At 71.8% G+C, this 16,688-nt stretch carries 20 protein-coding genes; 15 read left to right on the top strand and 5 right to left on the bottom strand.

Annotated elements, in window-relative coordinates; translation table 11 throughout:
• Positions 1 to 2: 2 nt before the first annotated feature.
• Positions 3 to 626, top strand: a complete 624-nt coding sequence (locus ACQUQ0_RS05020) for a TetR/AcrR family transcriptional regulator (RefSeq protein WP_435183568.1) — start codon at positions 3 to 5, stop codon at positions 624 to 626.
• 92 nt (positions 627 to 718) lie between these two features.
• Here ACQUQ0_RS05020 and ACQUQ0_RS05015 read toward each other — a convergent pair whose 3' ends face one another.
• Positions 719 to 1,279 (bottom strand): FAD-dependent oxidoreductase, encoded by a 561-nt coding sequence (locus ACQUQ0_RS05015; RefSeq protein WP_435183567.1) that lies wholly within the window; start codon positions 1,277 to 1,279, stop codon positions 719 to 721.
• A 54-nt stretch (positions 1,280 to 1,333) separates the two neighbouring features.
• Positions 1,334 to 2,341, bottom strand: a complete 1,008-nt coding sequence (locus ACQUQ0_RS05010; protein WP_435183566.1) for a BGTF surface domain-containing protein — start codon at positions 2,339 to 2,341, stop codon at positions 1,334 to 1,336.
• 186 nt (positions 2,342 to 2,527) lie between these two features.
• Here ACQUQ0_RS05010 and ACQUQ0_RS05005 point away from each other — a divergent pair, with 186 nt between their 5' ends.
• From ACQUQ0_RS05005 to ACQUQ0_RS04985, 5 genes are all read left to right on the top strand, one after another.
• Positions 2,528 to 3,910, top strand: coding sequence for a S8 family serine peptidase (locus tag ACQUQ0_RS05005; RefSeq protein ID WP_435183564.1), 1,383 nt, complete (start codon positions 2,528 to 2,530; stop codon positions 3,908 to 3,910).
• Positions 3,911 to 4,001: 91 nt separating this feature from the next.
• The gene (locus ACQUQ0_RS05000) at positions 4,002 to 4,610 is read left to right on the top strand and encodes an ArsR/SmtB family transcription factor (RefSeq protein ID WP_435183563.1); all 609 of its coding nucleotides are present in this window, start codon (positions 4,002 to 4,004) and stop codon (positions 4,608 to 4,610) included.
• A 114-nt stretch (positions 4,611 to 4,724) separates the two neighbouring features.
• The gene (locus tag ACQUQ0_RS04995; protein ID WP_435183561.1) at positions 4,725 to 5,402 is read left to right on the top strand and encodes an SCO family protein; all 678 of its coding nucleotides are present in this window, start codon (positions 4,725 to 4,727) and stop codon (positions 5,400 to 5,402) included.
• Positions 5,399 to 5,959, top strand: a complete 561-nt coding sequence (locus ACQUQ0_RS04990) for a TlpA family protein disulfide reductase (protein WP_435183560.1) — start codon at positions 5,399 to 5,401, stop codon at positions 5,957 to 5,959. The genes ACQUQ0_RS04995 and ACQUQ0_RS04990 overlap by 4 nt, the downstream gene beginning before the upstream one ends.
• A gap of 2 nt (positions 5,960 to 5,961) precedes the next feature.
• Entirely contained in the window at positions 5,962 to 6,621 is a 660-nt protein-coding gene (locus ACQUQ0_RS04985) for a cytochrome C biogenesis protein (protein WP_435183559.1), read from the top strand.
• Between the two features lie 2 nt (positions 6,622 to 6,623).
• Here ACQUQ0_RS04985 and ACQUQ0_RS04980 read toward each other — a convergent pair whose 3' ends face one another.
• The 3 genes from ACQUQ0_RS04980 to ACQUQ0_RS04970 form a co-directional block, all read right to left on the bottom strand.
• On the bottom strand, positions 6,624 to 7,295 hold the full coding sequence (locus ACQUQ0_RS04980; protein WP_435183558.1) for an MBL fold metallo-hydrolase: 672 nt from the start codon (positions 7,293 to 7,295) through the stop codon (positions 6,624 to 6,626).
• Positions 7,296 to 7,341: 46 nt separating this feature from the next.
• The gene (locus ACQUQ0_RS04975; RefSeq protein WP_435183557.1) at positions 7,342 to 8,088 is read right to left on the bottom strand and encodes a pirin family protein; all 747 of its coding nucleotides are present in this window, start codon (positions 8,086 to 8,088) and stop codon (positions 7,342 to 7,344) included.
• Between the two features lie 69 nt (positions 8,089 to 8,157).
• Positions 8,158 to 8,973, bottom strand: a complete 816-nt coding sequence (locus tag ACQUQ0_RS04970; RefSeq protein ID WP_435183555.1) for a MarR family transcriptional regulator — start codon at positions 8,971 to 8,973, stop codon at positions 8,158 to 8,160.
• A gap of 148 nt (positions 8,974 to 9,121) precedes the next feature.
• On the opposite strand from ACQUQ0_RS04970, the gene cbiT reads away from it, so the two are divergent.
• From cbiT to ACQUQ0_RS04925, 9 genes are read left to right on the top strand one after another with little or no spacing between them, the layout of a single operon-like run.
• Positions 9,122 to 9,724 carry a precorrin-6Y C5,15-methyltransferase (decarboxylating) subunit CbiT gene (gene cbiT / locus ACQUQ0_RS04965; protein WP_435183554.1) on the top strand — a complete coding sequence of 201 codons (603 nt, stop codon included), beginning with the start codon at positions 9,122 to 9,124 and terminating at the stop codon, positions 9,722 to 9,724.
• Positions 9,721 to 10,554 (top strand): cobalt-factor II C(20)-methyltransferase, encoded by an 834-nt coding sequence (locus ACQUQ0_RS04960; protein WP_435183553.1) that lies wholly within the window; start codon positions 9,721 to 9,723, stop codon positions 10,552 to 10,554. Before cbiT ends, ACQUQ0_RS04960 begins: the two co-directional genes overlap by 4 nt.
• The gene (locus ACQUQ0_RS04955) at positions 10,551 to 11,456 is read left to right on the top strand and encodes a cobalt-precorrin-4/precorrin-4 C(11)-methyltransferase (RefSeq protein WP_435183552.1); all 906 of its coding nucleotides are present in this window, start codon (positions 10,551 to 10,553) and stop codon (positions 11,454 to 11,456) included. Before ACQUQ0_RS04960 ends, ACQUQ0_RS04955 begins: the two co-directional genes overlap by 4 nt.
• Positions 11,457 to 11,469: 13 nt before the next feature.
• Positions 11,470 to 12,477 (top strand): cobalt-precorrin 5A hydrolase, encoded by a 1,008-nt coding sequence (cbiG, locus tag ACQUQ0_RS04950; protein WP_435183550.1) that lies wholly within the window; start codon positions 11,470 to 11,472, stop codon positions 12,475 to 12,477.
• Position 12,478: 1 nt separating this feature from the next.
• The gene (locus ACQUQ0_RS04945; RefSeq protein WP_435183549.1) at positions 12,479 to 13,432 is read left to right on the top strand and encodes a precorrin-3B C(17)-methyltransferase; all 954 of its coding nucleotides are present in this window, start codon (positions 12,479 to 12,481) and stop codon (positions 13,430 to 13,432) included.
• A 5-nt stretch (positions 13,433 to 13,437) separates the two neighbouring features.
• On the top strand, positions 13,438 to 14,472 hold the full coding sequence (cobJ, locus tag ACQUQ0_RS04940; RefSeq protein ID WP_435183548.1) for a precorrin-3B C(17)-methyltransferase: 1,035 nt from the start codon (positions 13,438 to 13,440) through the stop codon (positions 14,470 to 14,472).
• Positions 14,462 to 14,758, top strand: a complete 297-nt coding sequence (locus ACQUQ0_RS04935; protein WP_435183547.1) for a ferredoxin — start codon at positions 14,462 to 14,464, stop codon at positions 14,756 to 14,758. Before cobJ ends, ACQUQ0_RS04935 begins: the two co-directional genes overlap by 11 nt.
• Entirely contained in the window at positions 14,755 to 15,465 is a 711-nt protein-coding gene (locus tag ACQUQ0_RS04930; RefSeq protein WP_435183546.1) for a cobalamin biosynthesis protein, read from the top strand. The genes ACQUQ0_RS04935 and ACQUQ0_RS04930 overlap by 4 nt, the downstream gene beginning before the upstream one ends.
• Positions 15,462 to 16,688 (top strand): CbiX/SirB N-terminal domain-containing protein, encoded by a 1,227-nt coding sequence (locus ACQUQ0_RS04925; RefSeq protein WP_435183545.1) that lies wholly within the window; start codon positions 15,462 to 15,464, stop codon positions 16,686 to 16,688. Before ACQUQ0_RS04930 ends, ACQUQ0_RS04925 begins: the two co-directional genes overlap by 4 nt.

The following is a 16,688-nucleotide window of genomic DNA, read 5'->3' as shown; positions in this document are numbered from 1 at the left end:
GTATGAGCGAATCTCGGGGGAACGACTCGACGGGGGACGTCAGCACCACGGACACGCGCGAGCAGATTATGGAGGCCACCTTCCGGGCCGTGAGCGAGCACGGCTACAAGGACCTCCGGATGCGGGACATCGGCGCGGAGATGGACCTCTCCCGGCAGGTGATCCACTACCACTACGACGGCAAGTACGATCTCCTCTCGTCGTTCCTCGAATACGTCATCGAACAGTACGAGGGCAGCGTCGAGGTCGAGCCCGACACCGACCCGAAAACCGAACTCGACGCGCGGATCGACCGGTGCCTCCTGGGGCCGGAGTTCGACGAGTTCTCCCACTGGGACCGGATGAAGGTGTACCACGAGCTGTTCGCCTACGCCCAGAACGACGAGGAACACCGCGAGATCTTCAACGATCACTACGACCACATCCGCGACAGCATCGTCACGGTGGTCGAAGCCGGCATCGAGTCGGGGGCGTTCCGCGACGTCGACGCCGACCTGATGGGCCAGCTCATCACCGACGTGATCCACGCCGCGCGCGAGCGGCGGCTGGCGCTCGGCCACGAAGACGCGCCGGCGGAGGCCCGCCGGGCTATCGACGAGTTCGTCTACGACTCGCTTCTCGCCTGATAGTCATTACTCTCACTGTTTACCGCCGAACGCGACGCCCGGTGACGGCGCTCGGCGGTAAGAGACGAAAGTAACCACTATGAGTCCCCCAGTTACAGTTCGGGGACGTCCGACGGCATATCGAAGTCGTGGTAGTACTCGCCCTTCTCCTTCGAGAGGATGTCGAGGACGGCGGCCGCGCCGTCGCCGGCCGCGATGGCCGCCTGCCACTTCTCGGCGCGGCCCATCGCGCCCGTCGCGTAGACGCCTTCGACGGAGGTCTCCATATCGAGGTTCACGTCGACGACGTCCTCGTCTGTGAAGTCGCAGCCGAGGTCCTCCGCGAGGTCGCGGTTGCCGCCCGTCGCGAGGACGACGTAGTCGGCCACGTACTCGTCGTCGTCGGTGGAGACGACGAACTCCTCATCTGCCTGCTCGACGCCTGTGACCTCGGCATCGCGGAGGGACGCGCCCCGGTCTTCGGCCTGTCCGCGGGCGACGACGAGGAACTCGTCGCCGCTGATGCTCCGGATGCCGGGATAGTTGAACAGGTGTGCTTTGTGCATCCACGACTCGTCGGTGTCGAACACGACGGTGTCGAGGTCGTTCTTCGCGGCGAACAGCGCCGCGCTCAGTCCGGCGGGTCCGCCGCCGACGATTGCTACGTCTACCATACCTCCCCGTTTTCCCGCCGGAGGGAAGTATCTTACCATCCGGTAAAAAGGGACTCACCCGCGTAGCAGCACCGCCGCCAGCGCCGCGCCGCCGACGAGGAAGGCCCCACTGACGAGGCCGCCGAGCGCGAGCGGGCCGAGTCCGTCGCCGTCGGGCGAGGCCACGTCGCTCCCGTCGACCTCCGCGGGCGCGCTCGTCGGTGTCCGCGACGACTGTTCCTGCACGACGAGGCTCCCCACGTCGACCGGATCGTCCCTCTCTGTGCCGGCGTACAGCGAGACGTCGTAGCTCGCGGAATCGAGCATCGCGTCCAGCGACGTCTCCGAGCGCACCGTGACGGCGTCGCCGCCGGAGACGCTGACCGTCTCGCCGCCGCGCCCCGCCAGCGACGTGTCGACGTAGAGGACCGCCTCGCCGTCGCCGTCCTCGTCGCGGACGACGGCTTCGAGCTCGTAGTTGACCTCGGTCTCGTTGCCGACGACGATCACGGCCGCGTTCGCGTCCCCGGCGAACGAGACCGGGATCGCCGCGACCCCGCCGCGGTTCACGAGGAAGATGTTCTCGCCGAACGCGACGGGCGAGTCGGACCCGTCGGTCCGGGTGGGCGTCGCCGTCTGCTCGGGGATCGGCGTCGGCGTCGCGTCGGGGGTGCTGTCGGCGCAGTCGCCCTCGCAGGCGACGATCTCGCCGTCGACGCTCGTCTCGGCCGAGCCGTCCTCAAAGCGCGCGGTGAGGGCGAAGGTGCCGCCCTCCCCGATGTCCGAGAAGTTGAACGCGACCGCCCAGGTGCCGTTGTCGGTCACGACCGCCGACTCGGACTTGAGGAACGCGGGCGAGGTGTCGCCGGTCGAGCGGACCCGCACGAGGATCTCGGTGCCGGTCGGCTCGTCCGCCGTCCCGCGGATCACCTGCGAGGGCCCGCTGGCGACCGTCACTCGGTCGCCCTCGTACTCGATCGTGACGCTGGGATCGGCGGCGACGGGGCTCGCAAAGACGGCGGTCGCGAGGACGCTCGTCAGCACGACCGCGGCCAAAAGCACGCGGGCGGTTCGACTACGCATCTGCCACCTCCCTGCGCCGCCGTCGTCGCTCCGGGCTATCCGTCGCGTCGGATCGCAACTCCGTGGAGGGCATACGGGTCGACAGACGACGCCCCGGGGTTAAGAACGACCGATTGTTTCGAGAGCCGTTTACGCTACTGCCCGGTCCGGGAGATTCAAGCGCCGCCGGCCGGAACCGTCGGCGACGTGACGGACGGACGCGACGACGAGGGGTTCCGAATCAGCCGACGCCGGGCGCTCGCGATCGGCGGCGCGGCGGCGCTCAGCCTCGCGAGCACCCGCCGGCTCCCTCGCTTCGACGCCGCCAGCGACCCGTCGTCCGACGGGGACGGACGAGGCGGGAGCGACGTCGCCGACGAGCCGATCGCACGCGTCCACGATGCGGGCGTCACGGGCGCGGGCGTCGACGTCGCCGTCCTCGATCCGACGGGCTTCGATCCGACGCACGAGGCGCTCGCGGACGCGGTCGCCGACATCCGGCAGTTCGGCCCCGAGCGGGCCGTCGTCGACCGGACGACCCACGGCACCGCGGCCGCCGCCGCCGTGGCGCGGCTCGCGCCCGACACCGCCCTCTCGCTCGCGTCCTTCCGCGAGCAGTCGGCCTTCGTCGACGCGGTCGAGTGGTGTCGCGAGCGCGGGACGGACGTGATTCTGGCGCCGGTCGCGGCCCACGGCGCGGTCGCGAGGCCGGGCACTGACGTCTACCGCGCGGTCCGGCGCGCGATCCGGGCGGGCTGTTCCGTCGTCGCACCCACCGGGAACGCGGCGCTCGGCCACTGGCGCGGCCCGCTCGCGGCGGTCGCCGCCGACGGCGACGCCGACCCGACGCGACTGGCGGTCCGCCCGCTCTCCGCTGACGGCGCCGGTTCGGGCTCCGTCCGCGGCCGGTTCGTCGCCTGGCTCGTCGCGGACGCGGAGGACCGGACTGACCTCACGCTCGCGCTGCTGCGCGCCGTCGACGACGGGGAGCGGTGGAACCTCGTCGCGGTCTCCCAGCCCGCGGCGTCGCGGGCGGGACAGCGCCTCGTCGCCGATCTCGATGCGGGGACGCACGCGCTCGTCGTGCGGTCGGCCGCGGCGGCTCGATCCGCTGGCGGCGGCGCCCGAACGGGGCGGATCGAGGTCACGACGCCGACGCACGCGCTCTCGCCCGCGCGGCCGCTCGGGAGCATCGCCGTCCCCGCGAGCGTCCCGGGGGTCGTCGGCGTCGGCGTCACGGACGGGAACTCGCCGGCCGCCGGCGCCGATTCGCCCACGGCGACGACCGCCGACGCCGTGGCCCCATACAGCGGCCGCGGACCGACCCCGGAGGGCGCGACCGGCGTCGACGTCGTCGCGCCGCCGCGCCCCTGGATCGCGGACGATAGCCCGGGGACGTCGGCCGCGGCCGCCCGCACGGCCGGGGTGGTCGCCCTGCTCCGCGGCGCGGCGCCGTCGCTCTCGCCCGCGGACGTCGTGACGGCGCTCCGCGCGTCCGCCGGCGACGTCGGCCGTCCCGGTACCGACCTCGCCTCGGGGTGGGGTCGGCTCGACGCCGTCGCCGCGGTCCAGCGCGCCCGTTCGCGGTAGCCTCGACGGCTCTCGAAGCCGCTCTCGGAGCGTTCAAACGCGCGTTTGAGCTACGCGGACCTTGATGTGCCCGGTGGCGCTATGGTCGCGTATGTCATCCCCGATCGCCAGGCTGGGGGACCGCACTCGGGCGCCGGACGCGTCCCCGGCGGTCGTCGACGTCGCGGACGACGACGCGGGCGAACTGGTCGACGCGCTGGGCTCGGAGACCGCCCGCGAACTGTACAGCGCATTGCACCGGGAACCCTCGCCGCCCTCGGAGCTGGCCCGCGACCTCGACACGTCGGTCCAGAACGTCCACTACCACCTCTCGAAGCTCCGGTCGGCCGGCGTCGTTGAGTCGGTCGGGACGCGCCTCTCCGAGAAGGGCAACGAGATGACCGTCTACGGGCCCGCGGCCGACCCGATCGTCCTGGTCGGCGACGCCTCGTCGGCCGAGCGGGGGGCGCTCCGGCGCTCGCTCGCGGACTGGGCGACGGGCGTCGCGGTCCTCGCGCTGACAAGCCTCGCGGTCCAGGTCGGCGCCGAGCGCTTCCTCGGCGGACCCGCGGCGTCGCTCTTCGAGCCGGCGAGTCTCGGCGCTGCGCCGTCGCACCCGCTCGTCCGCGGCGCGCTCCTCCTGGCCGAGCCGGGGCTCCTCTTCTTCCTCGGCGGGCTGGCGGTGTTCGTCGCCGCGGCGCTCCTCGACCGGCGGCCGTGAGGCGGTCGCAGCGTTCGGCGCGGCCGCCGAGCATCGGACTGGACGGCGATGCCCAGACTCTGAGAACCGATCCGTCCCCTTATGACCGCGAACGCCCTAGATCATCTGACCAAGATGCGACGACGGACCTTCCTCAGGGGCGCGGCCGGCGGGATCGGCGTTGCCGGCGCGGTCGGCACCGCCGGCTGTCTGGGCCTCGGCGACGCCAACCCCGACGTGGCGCTCCCCGAACCCGATCGCAAGTACACGAGCGACGAACTCCCGTACCCCGCGTGGGGCCAGCGCGTCCCCGACGTGACGCTCCGGGCGCCGGTCGACGGGATCGAGGTGTCGACCCGCGAGGTCGAGACGCCGTCGCTTCTCACCTTCTTCTACAGCCACTGCAACACGGTCTGTCCGGTCCTGATCCAGACGATGCGGAGCGTCCAGACCCACGCGATCGAGGAGGGCTACGCCGACGCGGTGACGTTCCTCCCGACGACGTTCGACCCCCAGCGCGACGACGCCGAGCGCCTCCGGGCCTACGGCGAGCAGATGAACGTCGCGATGGACGCGGGCAACTGGCACTTCCTCCGCCCGGAGTCCACATCGCGGGCCGAATCCGTCGTGGAAGGGGAGTTCGGCGTGACCTTCCAGCGGACGCACCCCGAGGAGATGGAGATGTATATGTTCGCCCACTCGGCCCTCACGTTCCTCGTCAACGCCGACGGCTACGTCGAGCGGGCCTACCGGACGAAACAGCCGAAGGCCGAAGCGATCATCGACGACCTCGCGACCGTCCGAAACAGATGAACCGCCGCCGAGTCCTGACCGCGCTCGCGGGCCTCGGACTCACGGGCGCCAGCGCGCTCGCGCTCACGGACCGGCTCCCCGGACTCGACGGGTCGGACTCGGCGCTTCCGCTCCGCGTCGAGACCATCGACGCCCGCGGCTCGACGGCGGGGCAGGTCCGGGTCCCTGCGCCCGATATGCCTACCGTCGTCGACCTGTTCGCGACCTGGTGTGCGCCCTGCAAGGAACAGATGGACGCGCTCTCGACCGTCCACGGGGAGTACGGCGACCGCGTCGCGTTCGTCTCGGTGACGAACGAGCGGATCGGCGGCACGCTCTCACGTGCCGACGTCCGGGAGTGGTGGCGGACCCACGACGGCGCCTGGACGGTCGGGCTCGATCCCGAATCGGATCTGATGTCCGCCCTCGGCGCCTCGGGCCTCCCGTTCCTGGCCGTCGCCGACGCCTCGGGCGAGATCCGCTGGACGCACGCCGGCGTGGCGTCGACGGCGACGCTCCGGCGGGAGGTCGAGCGCGCGCTCGAATCCGGTTCGGCGTCCGGGACGTCTCGGTCCTAACCGTGCTCTCCCCCGCCTTCTTCGGAACCGCGGCGTTCGCCGTCGGCGCCGGCGTCGCGACGTTCTTCGCGCCGTGTGCGTTTCCGCTGTTGCCGGGCTACGTCGGCTACTACCTCCAGCGGACGGAGAACGCCTCCGGGCTCCTTTCGGGCGTCGTCGCCGCGGCCGGCGCGGTGGCCTCTCTGGGCGTCGTCGCGGGGCTCGCGCTCGCGCTCGGCCGGCGGCTCACCTCGCTCCTGCCGGTCGTCGAGCCGGCGATCGGGCTCGCGCTCGTCGGCTTCGGCCTGCTGGTCCTCTCGGGGTGGACGGCGCCGACGCCGAAGCTTCCGGCGCGGCCCGAGTCGCTCGTCGGGTTCGGCGCCTTCGGCGCGGTGTACGCCGTCGCGGCCGCGGGCTGTGTCGTTCCGCTGTTCCTCGGCGTCGTCGCTCAGGCCTCGGCGCTGCCGGCGGGGCAGGCCGCGCTCGTCCTCGCGGGGTACGCGGTCGCGGTGGCGGCGCCGCTCGTCGGGGTGACGTTGCTGGCGGACGCCGGAGTGACGGCCTGGCGCGACGCGGGCCGCTACGCGGGACGGATGAAACAGGCCGCCGGCGCCCTGCTCGTCGTCGCCGGTCTCGGACAGCTCTACCTCTCAGTCGTCGTGCTGGACGTGCTCGGGCCCTGAAATCACGCCCGGGCGAGCGCCGCGAGCGCCTCCGAGCCGCCGGCCGTGAGCGGCGTCCCGTGGCCCATACACGCCACCTCGAAGGGCGGCGCCCGGGCGGCCAGGTCGTCGATGCTCTCCCGGACCCGCTCGGTGTCGTAGCTCATCGCCCAGCCGGAGGGCTCCAGCGCGCCGTCGGCGCCCGCGACGAGGTCGCCGAGGAGCGCCACGCTGAGGTCCGCGCTCACGTACGCGACGTGGCCCGGCGTGTGGCCGGGCGTGTGGTACGCCTTGAAGGAGCCGATTGTGTCGCCGTCGTCGATCGGCTCGACGTCGAGATTCGGGGCCGAGGTGAAGACGCCGACGAGCCGCTGGAAGGCGCCCTTGTGGTTCGAGATCGGCGGCGAGCGCGCGCCGGTCAGGACCTCGGCGTCGTCGGGGCCGGCGTAGACGGTCGCGTCCAGCTCCGGGGCGAGCGCGCCGAGCGTCCCGATGTGGTCGAGGTCGTAGTGGGTGAGGAGCACCCGCCCGACGTCGCCGGGCTCCATCCCGAGTTCGCCGAGTTCCGCGCGGAGCCGCGACTCGTCCAGGGGCGTCCCCGCGTCCACGAGCGTCGGCACGTCGTCGAAGACGAGGTAGGCGTTGACGCCCCGCAGCGAGAAGTGCCACACGCCCTCGGTCAGTTCCGTCGCCATACCCGCCGTTCGAGCGCGGGGGATATCAAGGCCGGTCTTGTGCTACTCAGAAGACGAACGGACCGCGCTGCTGGATCGGCTCGCCGTGCGGTCGGCCGGCGACGGCGACGACCCTGAGGCCCGAGTCGGTCGCGACCGCGACGTCGCGAGCCTCCGTGACGGGGAGGACGTCGCCCTCGCCGAAGGGCTCGCCCGCGACGGTGCCGTCGCCCTCGACGCCGTACAGGAACCCGGACCAGCCGTCCGGCACCGACCAGGTCCAGGCGTCGTCGACGACGGCGTCGAGGTACTCCATCTCGGTGCGGAGGTCGATCGGGGAGCCGTCGCCGACGACGGTAGTGACCGTCGCGCCCTCGGCCTCGCGGGTCGGGAGCTCGTCCGCGCTCGCTTCGGCGTAGTCGGCGTCGATCTCCTTGTCCTCCCGCGGGAGATTCACCCACAGCTGGAGGCCGTTGCAGGCGGCGCCGTCGGCGGGGAACTCCGAGTGGCGGATGCCGCCGCCGGTCGTGATCCGCATCGCGTCGCCCTCGTAGGCCGTGTGCGAGACGCCCAGGGAGTCCTCGTGGGCCATCCCCCCGTCGAGGAGGTACGAGACGATCTCGAACCCCTTGTGGGGGTGCATCGGAAAGCCCTCGTCGGGGTCGATGTAGAAGCGCTCGAAGAGCACGAACGGGTCCAGGTGGGCGGCGTAGTGGCTCGTCTGGAACGCGCGGGTGGAGGTCACGCCCGTTCCGTGCTGGACGCTCTCGCCGGCGAGGACCGATCGGTCCCCCTGGGCTTCGTCGGTCGGCATACCGCATCGAAGGGCGCAGACGGGCATAAAGCGCGTGCACGCGGCAGCGGCCGCGCCTCGGGCCCGCGGTCACTCCTCGACGATGTCGACGACCTCGTAGCTGACGTTCTGCTCGCGGAGCTTGTCGGTGTGGCTCGACAGCACGTCGGTGGCGGCCACGAGCAGCACGTCCAGGCCCCTGGCGGCGGCTTCCCCGACCGCGGCCGCGCTCCCGAAGCGGATGTCGGGATCGAGGTCGGCGGCGTCGGCGACGGCGACCGCTTCGGTCTCTGCGACCGCGACGAGGTCGTGCTCGTCGGCCAGCGCTCGGATCCGGTCTGTCGGGACGGCGGCGCTGCCGCCGTTCTGGACCTGCGGCACCGCGACGACGGTGACGGTCCCGAGGTCGTAGTCGACGACGCCCTGGACGTTCGTGATCCCGACGTCCCGGCCGGGGTCGGCGTCGGTGACCGCGACCGCCGTCGCAGAGCCCGTGTCGCCGGCCATCGCCCGGAGGACGCCGTCCCGCATCGTCAGCGAGACCGTCTCGCCCTCGCGGATTTCCGTCGTCGCGATCGCGGTCTCGATCTCGACCTGGCCGATCACGTCCTCGGAGACGTGCTCGATGAAGCGGCGCAGTTCGTCGGTCTGGGAGATCAGCCAGTCGACGCCCTCCTTGGTCACCTCGTAGCGGCCCCGGCCGTGTTTGTTGACGTAGCTCTGCTCGACGAGGTCCTGCAGGTAGTCGCTGACGGCCTGGGCCGTGATGCCGATGGCGTCGGCGATCTCCTGCTGATTGACCGCGGGCTGGCGCTCGGCGATCTGGACGAGGATCTGGTATCTGGTCGCGTTCCGCTTGCTCCGCAGAACGCCGAACTCCTCCGCGTCGTCCGCGTTCTCGGCCATCGTTCGTCCTCACGGCCGGGAACTAAAGTACTTTTGCCCTAATTCCGGTTCGATTGCGCGAGCGTCCCGATTCGCGCCGTTATGAACAATCTAGATTTTCCTAAAACAACCAAAATTGTTTTACGGTCCACGGAAGTTGTTTCCGTCGATGGCTCAGGTATCGCTCCCGCACGACGCGAAGGCCGGCCCGACGAAGCCCGAGGTCAGGGCCGTGCTCCTCGCCAAACTCGACCTCGACCCCCCCGACCACTTCGCGGAGGTCGGCTCCTGTACCGGCGCCGTGACCGCCGAAGCGGCCCGCCGGGCCGGCCGCGTGACCGCCTTGGAACGCAAGCCGGACCGGCTCGAAACAACCCGCAAGAACCTCGCGGCCAACGGCATCGACGTCGACGACGCCGGCGCCGCCGACGCCGACGTGACGCTCCGCGCGACCGAGGCGCCCGAGGGGCTCCCCGACGACGCGGACGCCCTCTTCCTCGGCGGCAGCCGGAACTACGAGGCGGTGCTGGACCGCGCCGTCGAGACCGGCGTCGACCGGATCGTGATGAACGTCTCGCGGCTCGAAGTGGCCGGCGCGGCCACGGAGGCGTTCCGCGAGCGCGACCTCCTAGAGGAGGTCGTCCAGTTCCAGGTGAGCCACGGCTACGAGCTTGCCGGCGCGACGAGCTTCGACTCGGAGAATCCGGTGTATATGCTCGTCGGGGGAGTCGACGCGGCACCCGACGCCGCGGCGGACGGAGGCCGCCGATGACGCTCTACGGCGTCGGGCTCGGCCCCGGCGACGCCGACCTGGTGACGATGCGCGGCAAGCGCGTGCTGGAGCGGGCCGACGTCGTCTACTCGCCCGGCCGGCTCTCCAGGAGCGTCGCGACAGAGCACGTCCCCGAGGAGCGAATCGGCGACCTCGACTTCCCGATGACGCGGGACGAGGACGAGCTCCGGCGCGCCTGGAAGGCGGCCGCCGCGGAGATCGCGCCGCGCGCCCGCGACGGCGACGCCGCGTTCGTCACCCTCGGCGATCCGAACGTCTACTCCACGTTCGGCCACCTGCGCCGGACGCTCGCGGCGTTCCACCCCGAGGTCGACCTCGAAGTCGTCCCCGGTGTCAGCGCCGTGACCGCCTTCGCGACCGCGCTCGGCGTGGAAGTCGCCGCCGGCGAGCGCCTCGCGCTCCGGGAGGCCGCCCGCGGCGCGGCGCCGGTCGGCCCGGACCGGCTGATCCTCTTCAAGGTCACCGACGCGCCCGCGACCCACGAGGGTCTCACCGAGGCCGGCTATGACGTCGTCTACGGCCGGCGGCTGTTTATGGAGCAGGGTGAGACGGTCGTCACCGACGACCCGAGCGAGATCGACGACCGCGACTACTACACGCTGGCCTACGCCGAAAAGCGGGGGGCGGGATCGACGCCCGCCACCGCCGCATTCGAGGCGGAGGACGCGTCCAACGCGGCCGAGTCCGACGCGGAGCCGACCGCCAAGACCGACGGCGGATCGGCCGCGAGCGGGCTCGGCGGGACGGAGCGCGCCGAGGGCGAAGCCGGCGGCGACGACCCGCGTACGGAAGACGGGGGGCGCCGATGACCGACACCGGGGCGGCTGACCCCCAGACCGCCATCGACGCCGAGACCGCGGCGGGCGCGCGGGAGCGCGATCCCCGCATCGAGGCCCGGAACGCCGGCGACGTCGGCGAGGGCATCCCCTTCATCGGCGCCGGACCGGGCGATCCCGGCCTCCTGACCGTCACCGGGCGGGAGCTCGTCGAGGACGCGGACCTCGTCGTCCACGCCGGCTCGCTCGTCAACAGCGACCTCCTGGAGGAGTACTGCGCCGACGCGGAGACGGTGTCGAGCATCGGCAAGGACTTGGAGGAGCTGGTCCCGCGGATGCGCGACGCCTACGAGGCGGGGAGGGAGGTCGTGCGCCTCCACAGCGGCGACCCCGCGATCTACGGCGCGGCCGTCGAGCAGATGGACGCGCTGGAACACGAGGGCGTCCCGACCTACATCGTCCCGGGTGTGACCTCGTCGTTCGCGGCCGCGGCCACGCTCCGCACCCAACTGACGCTGAACGGCGTCGCCAACCACGTCGCCTTCACGCGGCCGCAGGGCAAGACCCTCGACCCCGAGGACGACCACATCGCCGAGTTCGTCGAGATGGGCGACGTGACGACTTGCGTTTACCTCGGGACCCACGCCGTCGCGGAGACGATGGACCGCCTCCTCGAGGCCGGCCGCGACCCCGACACGCCCGTGACGGTCGTCTACCACGCGTCCTGGCCGGACGAGGACGTCATCGAAGGGACGATCGGGACGATCGGCGAGCGCGTCGAGGCGGCGGGCTACCGCGCCTCCGCGCTCGTCGTGATCGGCGACGCGGCGCGCAAGGAGGGCTACGAGCGCTCCTACCTCTACGGCGACTGGGCGAACCGCGGCGCAGGCGAGAGCGGGGAACGTGACACGGCCAACGGCGAGGCCGACGACTGAGGCTGATGAGAGTATGAGCACGGACGCGAACACGGACGGCACGGACGAGGCGAACAGCGCGACAGACACCGAGGGCTCGGACGGCCACTGCTCGACGCCCGACTCCGACGGCGAGGTCGCAGAAGAGATCGCGATCGTGAGTTTCGAGCGGAAGCTCGATACCGCCCGCGAGATCGTCGACGGCATCGGCGACGCGTACGAGACCGTCGACGTCATCGAGTACCACGGCGACGTGTTTGCCGAGCACTGGGGCGCGTACGACTGCTTCGTCGGGCTGATGGCCTCGGGCATCGCGATGCGGAAGACCGCGCCCCTGCTGGACGACAAGTGGGACGACCCCGCGATCGTCGTCGTCGACGAGGAGCTGACGTGGGCGATCCCGATCACCGGCGGCCACCACGGCGCCAATCAGGTCGCCCACGACCTCTCGCAACTGGGAGCCGTGCCCGCGATGACGACCGCGAGCGAGGCCGCGGGCAAGCAGGGCGTCGAGAGCAAGGCGAAGGCGCTGGACGCCCACGTGGTCAACGGCGACTCCACGGTCGCGACGAACCTCGCGGTCCTGAACGAGAACCTCGGCCCCGTGGCCCGCCTCGACGGCCCGCGCGCCGTCCTGGTCGACGACGACGTGACCGTCCTCAAGCGCAACGGCGACGCCGGCGTCGTCCTCGGCACCGGCACCGTGGCGGGCGTCGAGGAGGCCCAGGTGCTCGACGCCTGGGAGTCGGCGCTCGGCGACCTGGACCTCGACTTCGACGACGTCGACTTCGTCGCGACCGGAACCCGAAAAGAAGGGGAGGACGGGCTCTACGCGGCCGCACAGGAGATCGGGGCGGGCGTGGTCCTCTTCGAGAAGGAGACGCTCGACGACTTCGAGGGGCCGTCGCCGTCGCGCTCGAAGGAGCTTATCGGCTGGCCCGGCATCGCCGAGGCGTCGGCCATCGCCGGGGGCCGCGACCACGAACTCGCGCGGGAGAAAGAGCGCTTCGACGACGCCGTCACGGTGGCGGTGGGGCGGTAGGATGGCGGGCGCTCCCGATACTTCTGCCGACGCCTCCCGCGACGACGACCGCGGCACGCTCTACGTCGTCGGCATCGGCCCCGGCCTCCCACACGCGATGACCCAGCGCGCGACGGACGTGATCGCGACGGCGGACTGCGTGATCGCCTCGAACCTCTACCAGGAGTTCCTCCGGCGCGACGGGACCTTGCCCCCCGAGGCCGCCGAAGTCGAGGCGGCCGCCGACGGCGGATCGGCCGCGAGCGACGCGGCCTCTTCGGCGGGCGATCAGAGACCCGGCGAGGAGACGGGCACGATCCTCGAACGCCCGGACGGACGCCGGCAGACGCTCGTCCGGTCGACGATGGGCCGGCAGATCGAACTCGCAGGAGAGGCCTTCGAGCGCGTCCGCGCGGGCCAGAACGTCGCCCACGTCTCCGGCGGCGATCCGAACGTCTACGGCAAGAGCGATCTCCTCTTTACGATGGCCGACGCCGAGGGCGCCGACGACGTCCCGATCGAGGTCGTCCCCGGCGTGACGGCGGCGCTCGGCGGCGCGGCGAACCTCGGCGCGCCGCTGTCGAACGACTTCTGTACGGTCTCGCTGTCGGACAAGTGGCGCGGCTGGGACGAGATCGAAGAGAAGCTCCGCGCGGCGGCGATCAGCGGCTTCGTGATCGTCCTCTACAACTGCTGGCGCGACTACGAGCGCGCGATCGAAGTGGTGCGCGAGGAGCGCGCCGACGACGTCCCGGTCGGCATCTTCAACGACGCCGGCCGCGGCGACGCCGGGCGCAACCTCGACGACGAGACGCACACGATCACGACGCTGGGCGAAGCCACGGACCACGACGACGAGGTCGGCGGGATGGGGACGTCCATCCTGATCGGCAACCACGAGACCGCGGTCTGGAAGAACCGAGAACGAAAGTACCTCGTCACCCCGCGCGGCGGGCGTGACGTCGACGACTTCTGACACCGATGAGCACTGACGACACCACCGACACCGATTCGACCGAAGCGGCATCGAACGCGACACAAAAATCGAAATGCGGCGCCTCGGCCCCGGACGCGGAGACCGACGGCGGCGTCGCGAGCGCGGGCGACTCCTCGGGGTGCGGCGCCTCGTCGTCTCCGCCCTCGGCGACGTCCGATTCCGGCTCGTCCGACTCCGGCTGCGGCGCCTCGAAGCGCGAGAAAACTGAAGAGAAGGTCGAGGCGAGCGTCGACGACTTCGACGCCGAGCCGGGCCGCCTCGTCGCCGTCGGCCTCGGCCCCGGCGAGCCCGAGGGGATGACCCAGCGCGCCCGCGGAGCCCTCCTCGACGCCGAGCACGTCGTCGGCTACACGACCTACATCGAGCTCCTGCCCGAGGAGGTCAGAGAGTCGGCCGACGAACTCTACGACACGCCGATGTGCGGCGAAGTTTCGAGAACCGAGGAGGCGATCGACCGCGCGCTCGCCGGCAACGACGTCGCCATCGTCGGCAGCGGCGACCCCAACGTCTACGCGCTGGCGGGGCTCGCGCTCGAAATCCTGGAGTCGAAGGGCGCCACCGCCGATCTGGTCGATTTCGAGGTCGTCCCCGGAGTCCCGGCGGCGCAGTCCTGCGGCGCCCGGTTGGGCGCGCCGCTCGTGAACGACACGGTCAGCATCTCCCTCTCCGATCACCTGACGTCGATGCCGACGATCGAGTCCCGCCTGCACGCGGCCGCCAAGGAGGGCTTCACGATCGCGGTCTACAACCCCTGGAGCCGCAAGCGACGGGAGAACTTCGAGAAGTGCTGTGAGATCTTACTTGAGCACCGCGATCCCGACACGCCCGTCGGCGTCGTCCACGGCGCCGGCCGGGACGACGAGGAAGTCGAGATCGTCGACCTCGGCGACCTCGAAGGGCTGGGCGAGACCGACCTGATCGACATGACGACCACGATCCTCGTCGGCAACGAGGAGACCTACGTCTGGGACGACCGGATGGTGACGCCGCGGGGCTACGAGTCCAAGTATGACTACTAAGTACCGCATCCGGCTCGACCGCGAGGCCTGCGACGGCGTCTTCGCGTGTCTCGTCCGCGACGACCGCTTCGTCGAGGCCGACGATGGGCTGGCGGCGATCGAAGCGGGAGACGGAGCCCCCGCGGACCCGACCGACAGCGACGAACTCGTCGTCGACGCCGACGACGACCGCCTGGGGGACGCGGAGGCGGCCGCCCGTGCGTGTCCGCTCGACGCCATCGAGGTGACGCGGACGGCCGCCGAGACAGAGGAGGCGACGGCGCCGGCCCAGGGAGGCGAACGATGAGCGACGCCGCGACGCCGATGCCCGAGCCCGCGGCGGACCTGCTCGCCGCGACCCCCGAGACGGCGTACTTCTGGGGGCGGGTCGTCGGCGACGGCGACCTCTCGCGGGACTGCGTGACCGTCCGGGCCGCGGACGCGACCGCGGCCGACGCGCTCGCCGCCGTCGCGGGGACCGCGCGGACCGACCGCGACCACCAGGTCGCAGAGCGCGAGTCCGCCCACGACGCCTCGATCGTCCGGTTCGAAGACGAGTACGAACTCACGGTGTTCGGCGCGCCGGCCGAGCGCGCCGCCGCGGCGCTCGGGCTCCCGATCGACGACCAGCCCGGCGGCTACCGGCTCGACGCCTTCGCGGACCACCGGCCGCAGCTGATCCGGGGGATCCTCGAAGCCTGCGGGACCGTCTGCTTCCGGGAGTCGTCGGCGTCGGTCGGCGTCTCGTTCGTCCACGACGACGCGGCGTGCCTGGAGACGGTCCGCTCGCTCCTCGATGCCGCCGAGCCGCACGCCCCCACCGAGGACCTCTCGGAGACCTCCTCGGGCGGGTACTGGTTCGGCCTGGCCGACGCGGCCGACGTCGAGGAGGTCGCCCGCTGGCTCTACGCCGGAAGCGACGCCTCGGGGCTGTACTCGGACTCGCGGCGGGGGAAGCTCCGGCGGAGCGTCGAGCGCGCGACCGGCCGCGAGGTGGGGTCGCTCGCGGAATGACGACGAACGCCTCGGCCGCGTCGGCGGGGCTCGACGACGAGGCCGTGCTCCTGGCCGGCCACGGCTCCCGCCGCGAGAAGTCCAACGACCAGGTGCGGGAGCTCGCCGCCGACCTGGAGGACCGGCTCGGCGTCCCCGTCGACGCGGGCTTTCTCGAACTGGCGAAGCCGTCGCTGTCGGACGCGATCGACGGACTGGCCGCCAGCGTCTCCCGGATCTCGGTCGTCCACCTCTCGCTGTTCGCCGCGAGCCACGTGAAGAACGACGTGCCGCTGGCGGTCGAGCGCGCCCGCGCGGCCCACCCGTCGCTCACGATCCACAACGGCGCGCACCTGGGGATCCACCCCGCGCTCGTCGACCTCCTCGACGACCGCGCGGCCGACGTGGAGGCGACGCTCGGGCTCGACCGCGAGACCGACGACGTCGCGGTCGTGGTCTGCGCCCGCGGCTCCAGCGACCCCGACGCGAACGCCGACGCGCACAAGCTCGCGCGCCTGCTCTACGAGGGCCGGGCGTTCGACCGCGTCGAGACCGCGTTCGTCGGGGTCACGGAGCCGGAGCTGACGGACGCGCTCCACACGCTCGCGAAGGACCGCCCCGACGGCGTCGTCGTGCTCCCGTATATGCTCGGCGACGGCGTACTCACGGGTCGCGTCCGCGAGTGGACCGCCGACTTCGACGCGGAGTACCCGTACGTGGACGCCGCAGCGGGCGACCCGCTGGGGATCGACCCCCGACTCTTGGACGTGCTCGGCGACCGCTGGCAGGAGGCCCGCACGGAGTCGGTGGAGATGTCGTGTGACACCTGCAAGTACAAGGTCGAACTCGACGGCTACGAGGCGGACGTCGGCGGCGCGCGGGCGACGCTGCGGGCGCTGACCCACCAGGCCTCCCACGCCGACCGCGACGACGTCGACGACGACCCGCACGTCCACGACGCGCCGGCCCACCACGTCGCGGTCTGCACGAACCAGACCTGCGCCGCCGACGGCGCGCCGGAGGTCCTCGAACGCCTCCGGCAGGCCGCCCGCGATTCCGACGCCTGCGACGCGCGGATCACGCGCTCGTCGTGCCTGGGTCGCTGCGGCGACGGCCCGATGGTCGCCGTCTACCCCGACGGCGTCTGGTACGGCGGCGTCGACGCCGCGGACGCCGAACGCATCGTCTCGTCCCACCTCGATCGGGACCGCATCGTCTCGGACCTCGTCGATCAGACGCTATAA

The organism is Halobellus sp. EA9, assembly GCF_051195055.1.
Classification (GTDB): Archaea; Halobacteriota; Halobacteria; order Halobacteriales; family Haloferacaceae; genus Haloquadratum; species Haloquadratum rubicundus.
Note: the sequence above shows the minus strand (reverse complement) of the source record. Positions and strands in the feature narration are given on the sequence as shown.

What these genes read in the sequence shown, in the direction of transcription:
- ACQUQ0_RS04975 (WP_435183557.1), bottom strand. Translation starts at nt 8,088, where the DNA reads ATGCCGACCGACGAAGCCCAGGGGGACCGATCGGTCCTCGCCGGCGAG.
- ACQUQ0_RS05000 (WP_435183563.1), top strand. Translation starts at nt 4,002, where the DNA reads ATGTCATCCCCGATCGCCAGGCTGGGGGACCGCACTCGGGCGCCGGAC.
- ACQUQ0_RS04960 (WP_435183553.1), top strand. Translation starts at nt 9,721, where the DNA reads ATGACGCTCTACGGCGTCGGGCTCGGCCCCGGCGACGCCGACCTGGTG.
- cbiG (WP_435183550.1), top strand. Translation starts at nt 11,470, where the DNA reads ATGAGCACGGACGCGAACACGGACGGCACGGACGAGGCGAACAGCGCG.
- ACQUQ0_RS04990 (WP_435183560.1), top strand. Translation starts at nt 5,399, where the DNA reads ATGAACCGCCGCCGAGTCCTGACCGCGCTCGCGGGCCTCGGACTCACG.
- ACQUQ0_RS04995 (WP_435183561.1), top strand. Translation starts at nt 4,725, where the DNA reads ATGCGACGACGGACCTTCCTCAGGGGCGCGGCCGGCGGGATCGGCGTT.
- ACQUQ0_RS04925 (WP_435183545.1), top strand. Translation starts at nt 15,462, where the DNA reads ATGACGACGAACGCCTCGGCCGCGTCGGCGGGGCTCGACGACGAGGCC.
- cbiT (WP_435183554.1), top strand. Translation starts at nt 9,122, where the DNA reads ATGGCTCAGGTATCGCTCCCGCACGACGCGAAGGCCGGCCCGACGAAG.
- ACQUQ0_RS05010 (WP_435183566.1), bottom strand. Translation starts at nt 2,341, where the DNA reads ATGCGTAGTCGAACCGCCCGCGTGCTTTTGGCCGCGGTCGTGCTGACG.
- cobJ (WP_435183548.1), top strand. Translation starts at nt 13,438, where the DNA reads ATGAGCACTGACGACACCACCGACACCGATTCGACCGAAGCGGCATCG.
- ACQUQ0_RS04935 (WP_435183547.1), top strand. Translation starts at nt 14,462, where the DNA reads ATGACTACTAAGTACCGCATCCGGCTCGACCGCGAGGCCTGCGACGGC.
- ACQUQ0_RS04955 (WP_435183552.1), top strand. Translation starts at nt 10,551, where the DNA reads ATGACCGACACCGGGGCGGCTGACCCCCAGACCGCCATCGACGCCGAG.
- ACQUQ0_RS04980 (WP_435183558.1), bottom strand. Translation starts at nt 7,295, where the DNA reads ATGGCGACGGAACTGACCGAGGGCGTGTGGCACTTCTCGCTGCGGGGC.
- ACQUQ0_RS04930 (WP_435183546.1), top strand. Translation starts at nt 14,755, where the DNA reads ATGAGCGACGCCGCGACGCCGATGCCCGAGCCCGCGGCGGACCTGCTC.
- ACQUQ0_RS05015 (WP_435183567.1), bottom strand. Translation starts at nt 1,279, where the DNA reads ATGGTAGACGTAGCAATCGTCGGCGGCGGACCCGCCGGACTGAGCGCG.
- ACQUQ0_RS04945 (WP_435183549.1), top strand. Translation starts at nt 12,479, where the DNA reads ATGGCGGGCGCTCCCGATACTTCTGCCGACGCCTCCCGCGACGACGAC.
- ACQUQ0_RS05020 (WP_435183568.1), top strand. Translation starts at nt 3, where the DNA reads ATGAGCGAATCTCGGGGGAACGACTCGACGGGGGACGTCAGCACCACG.
- ACQUQ0_RS04970 (WP_435183555.1), bottom strand. Translation starts at nt 8,973, where the DNA reads ATGGCCGAGAACGCGGACGACGCGGAGGAGTTCGGCGTTCTGCGGAGC.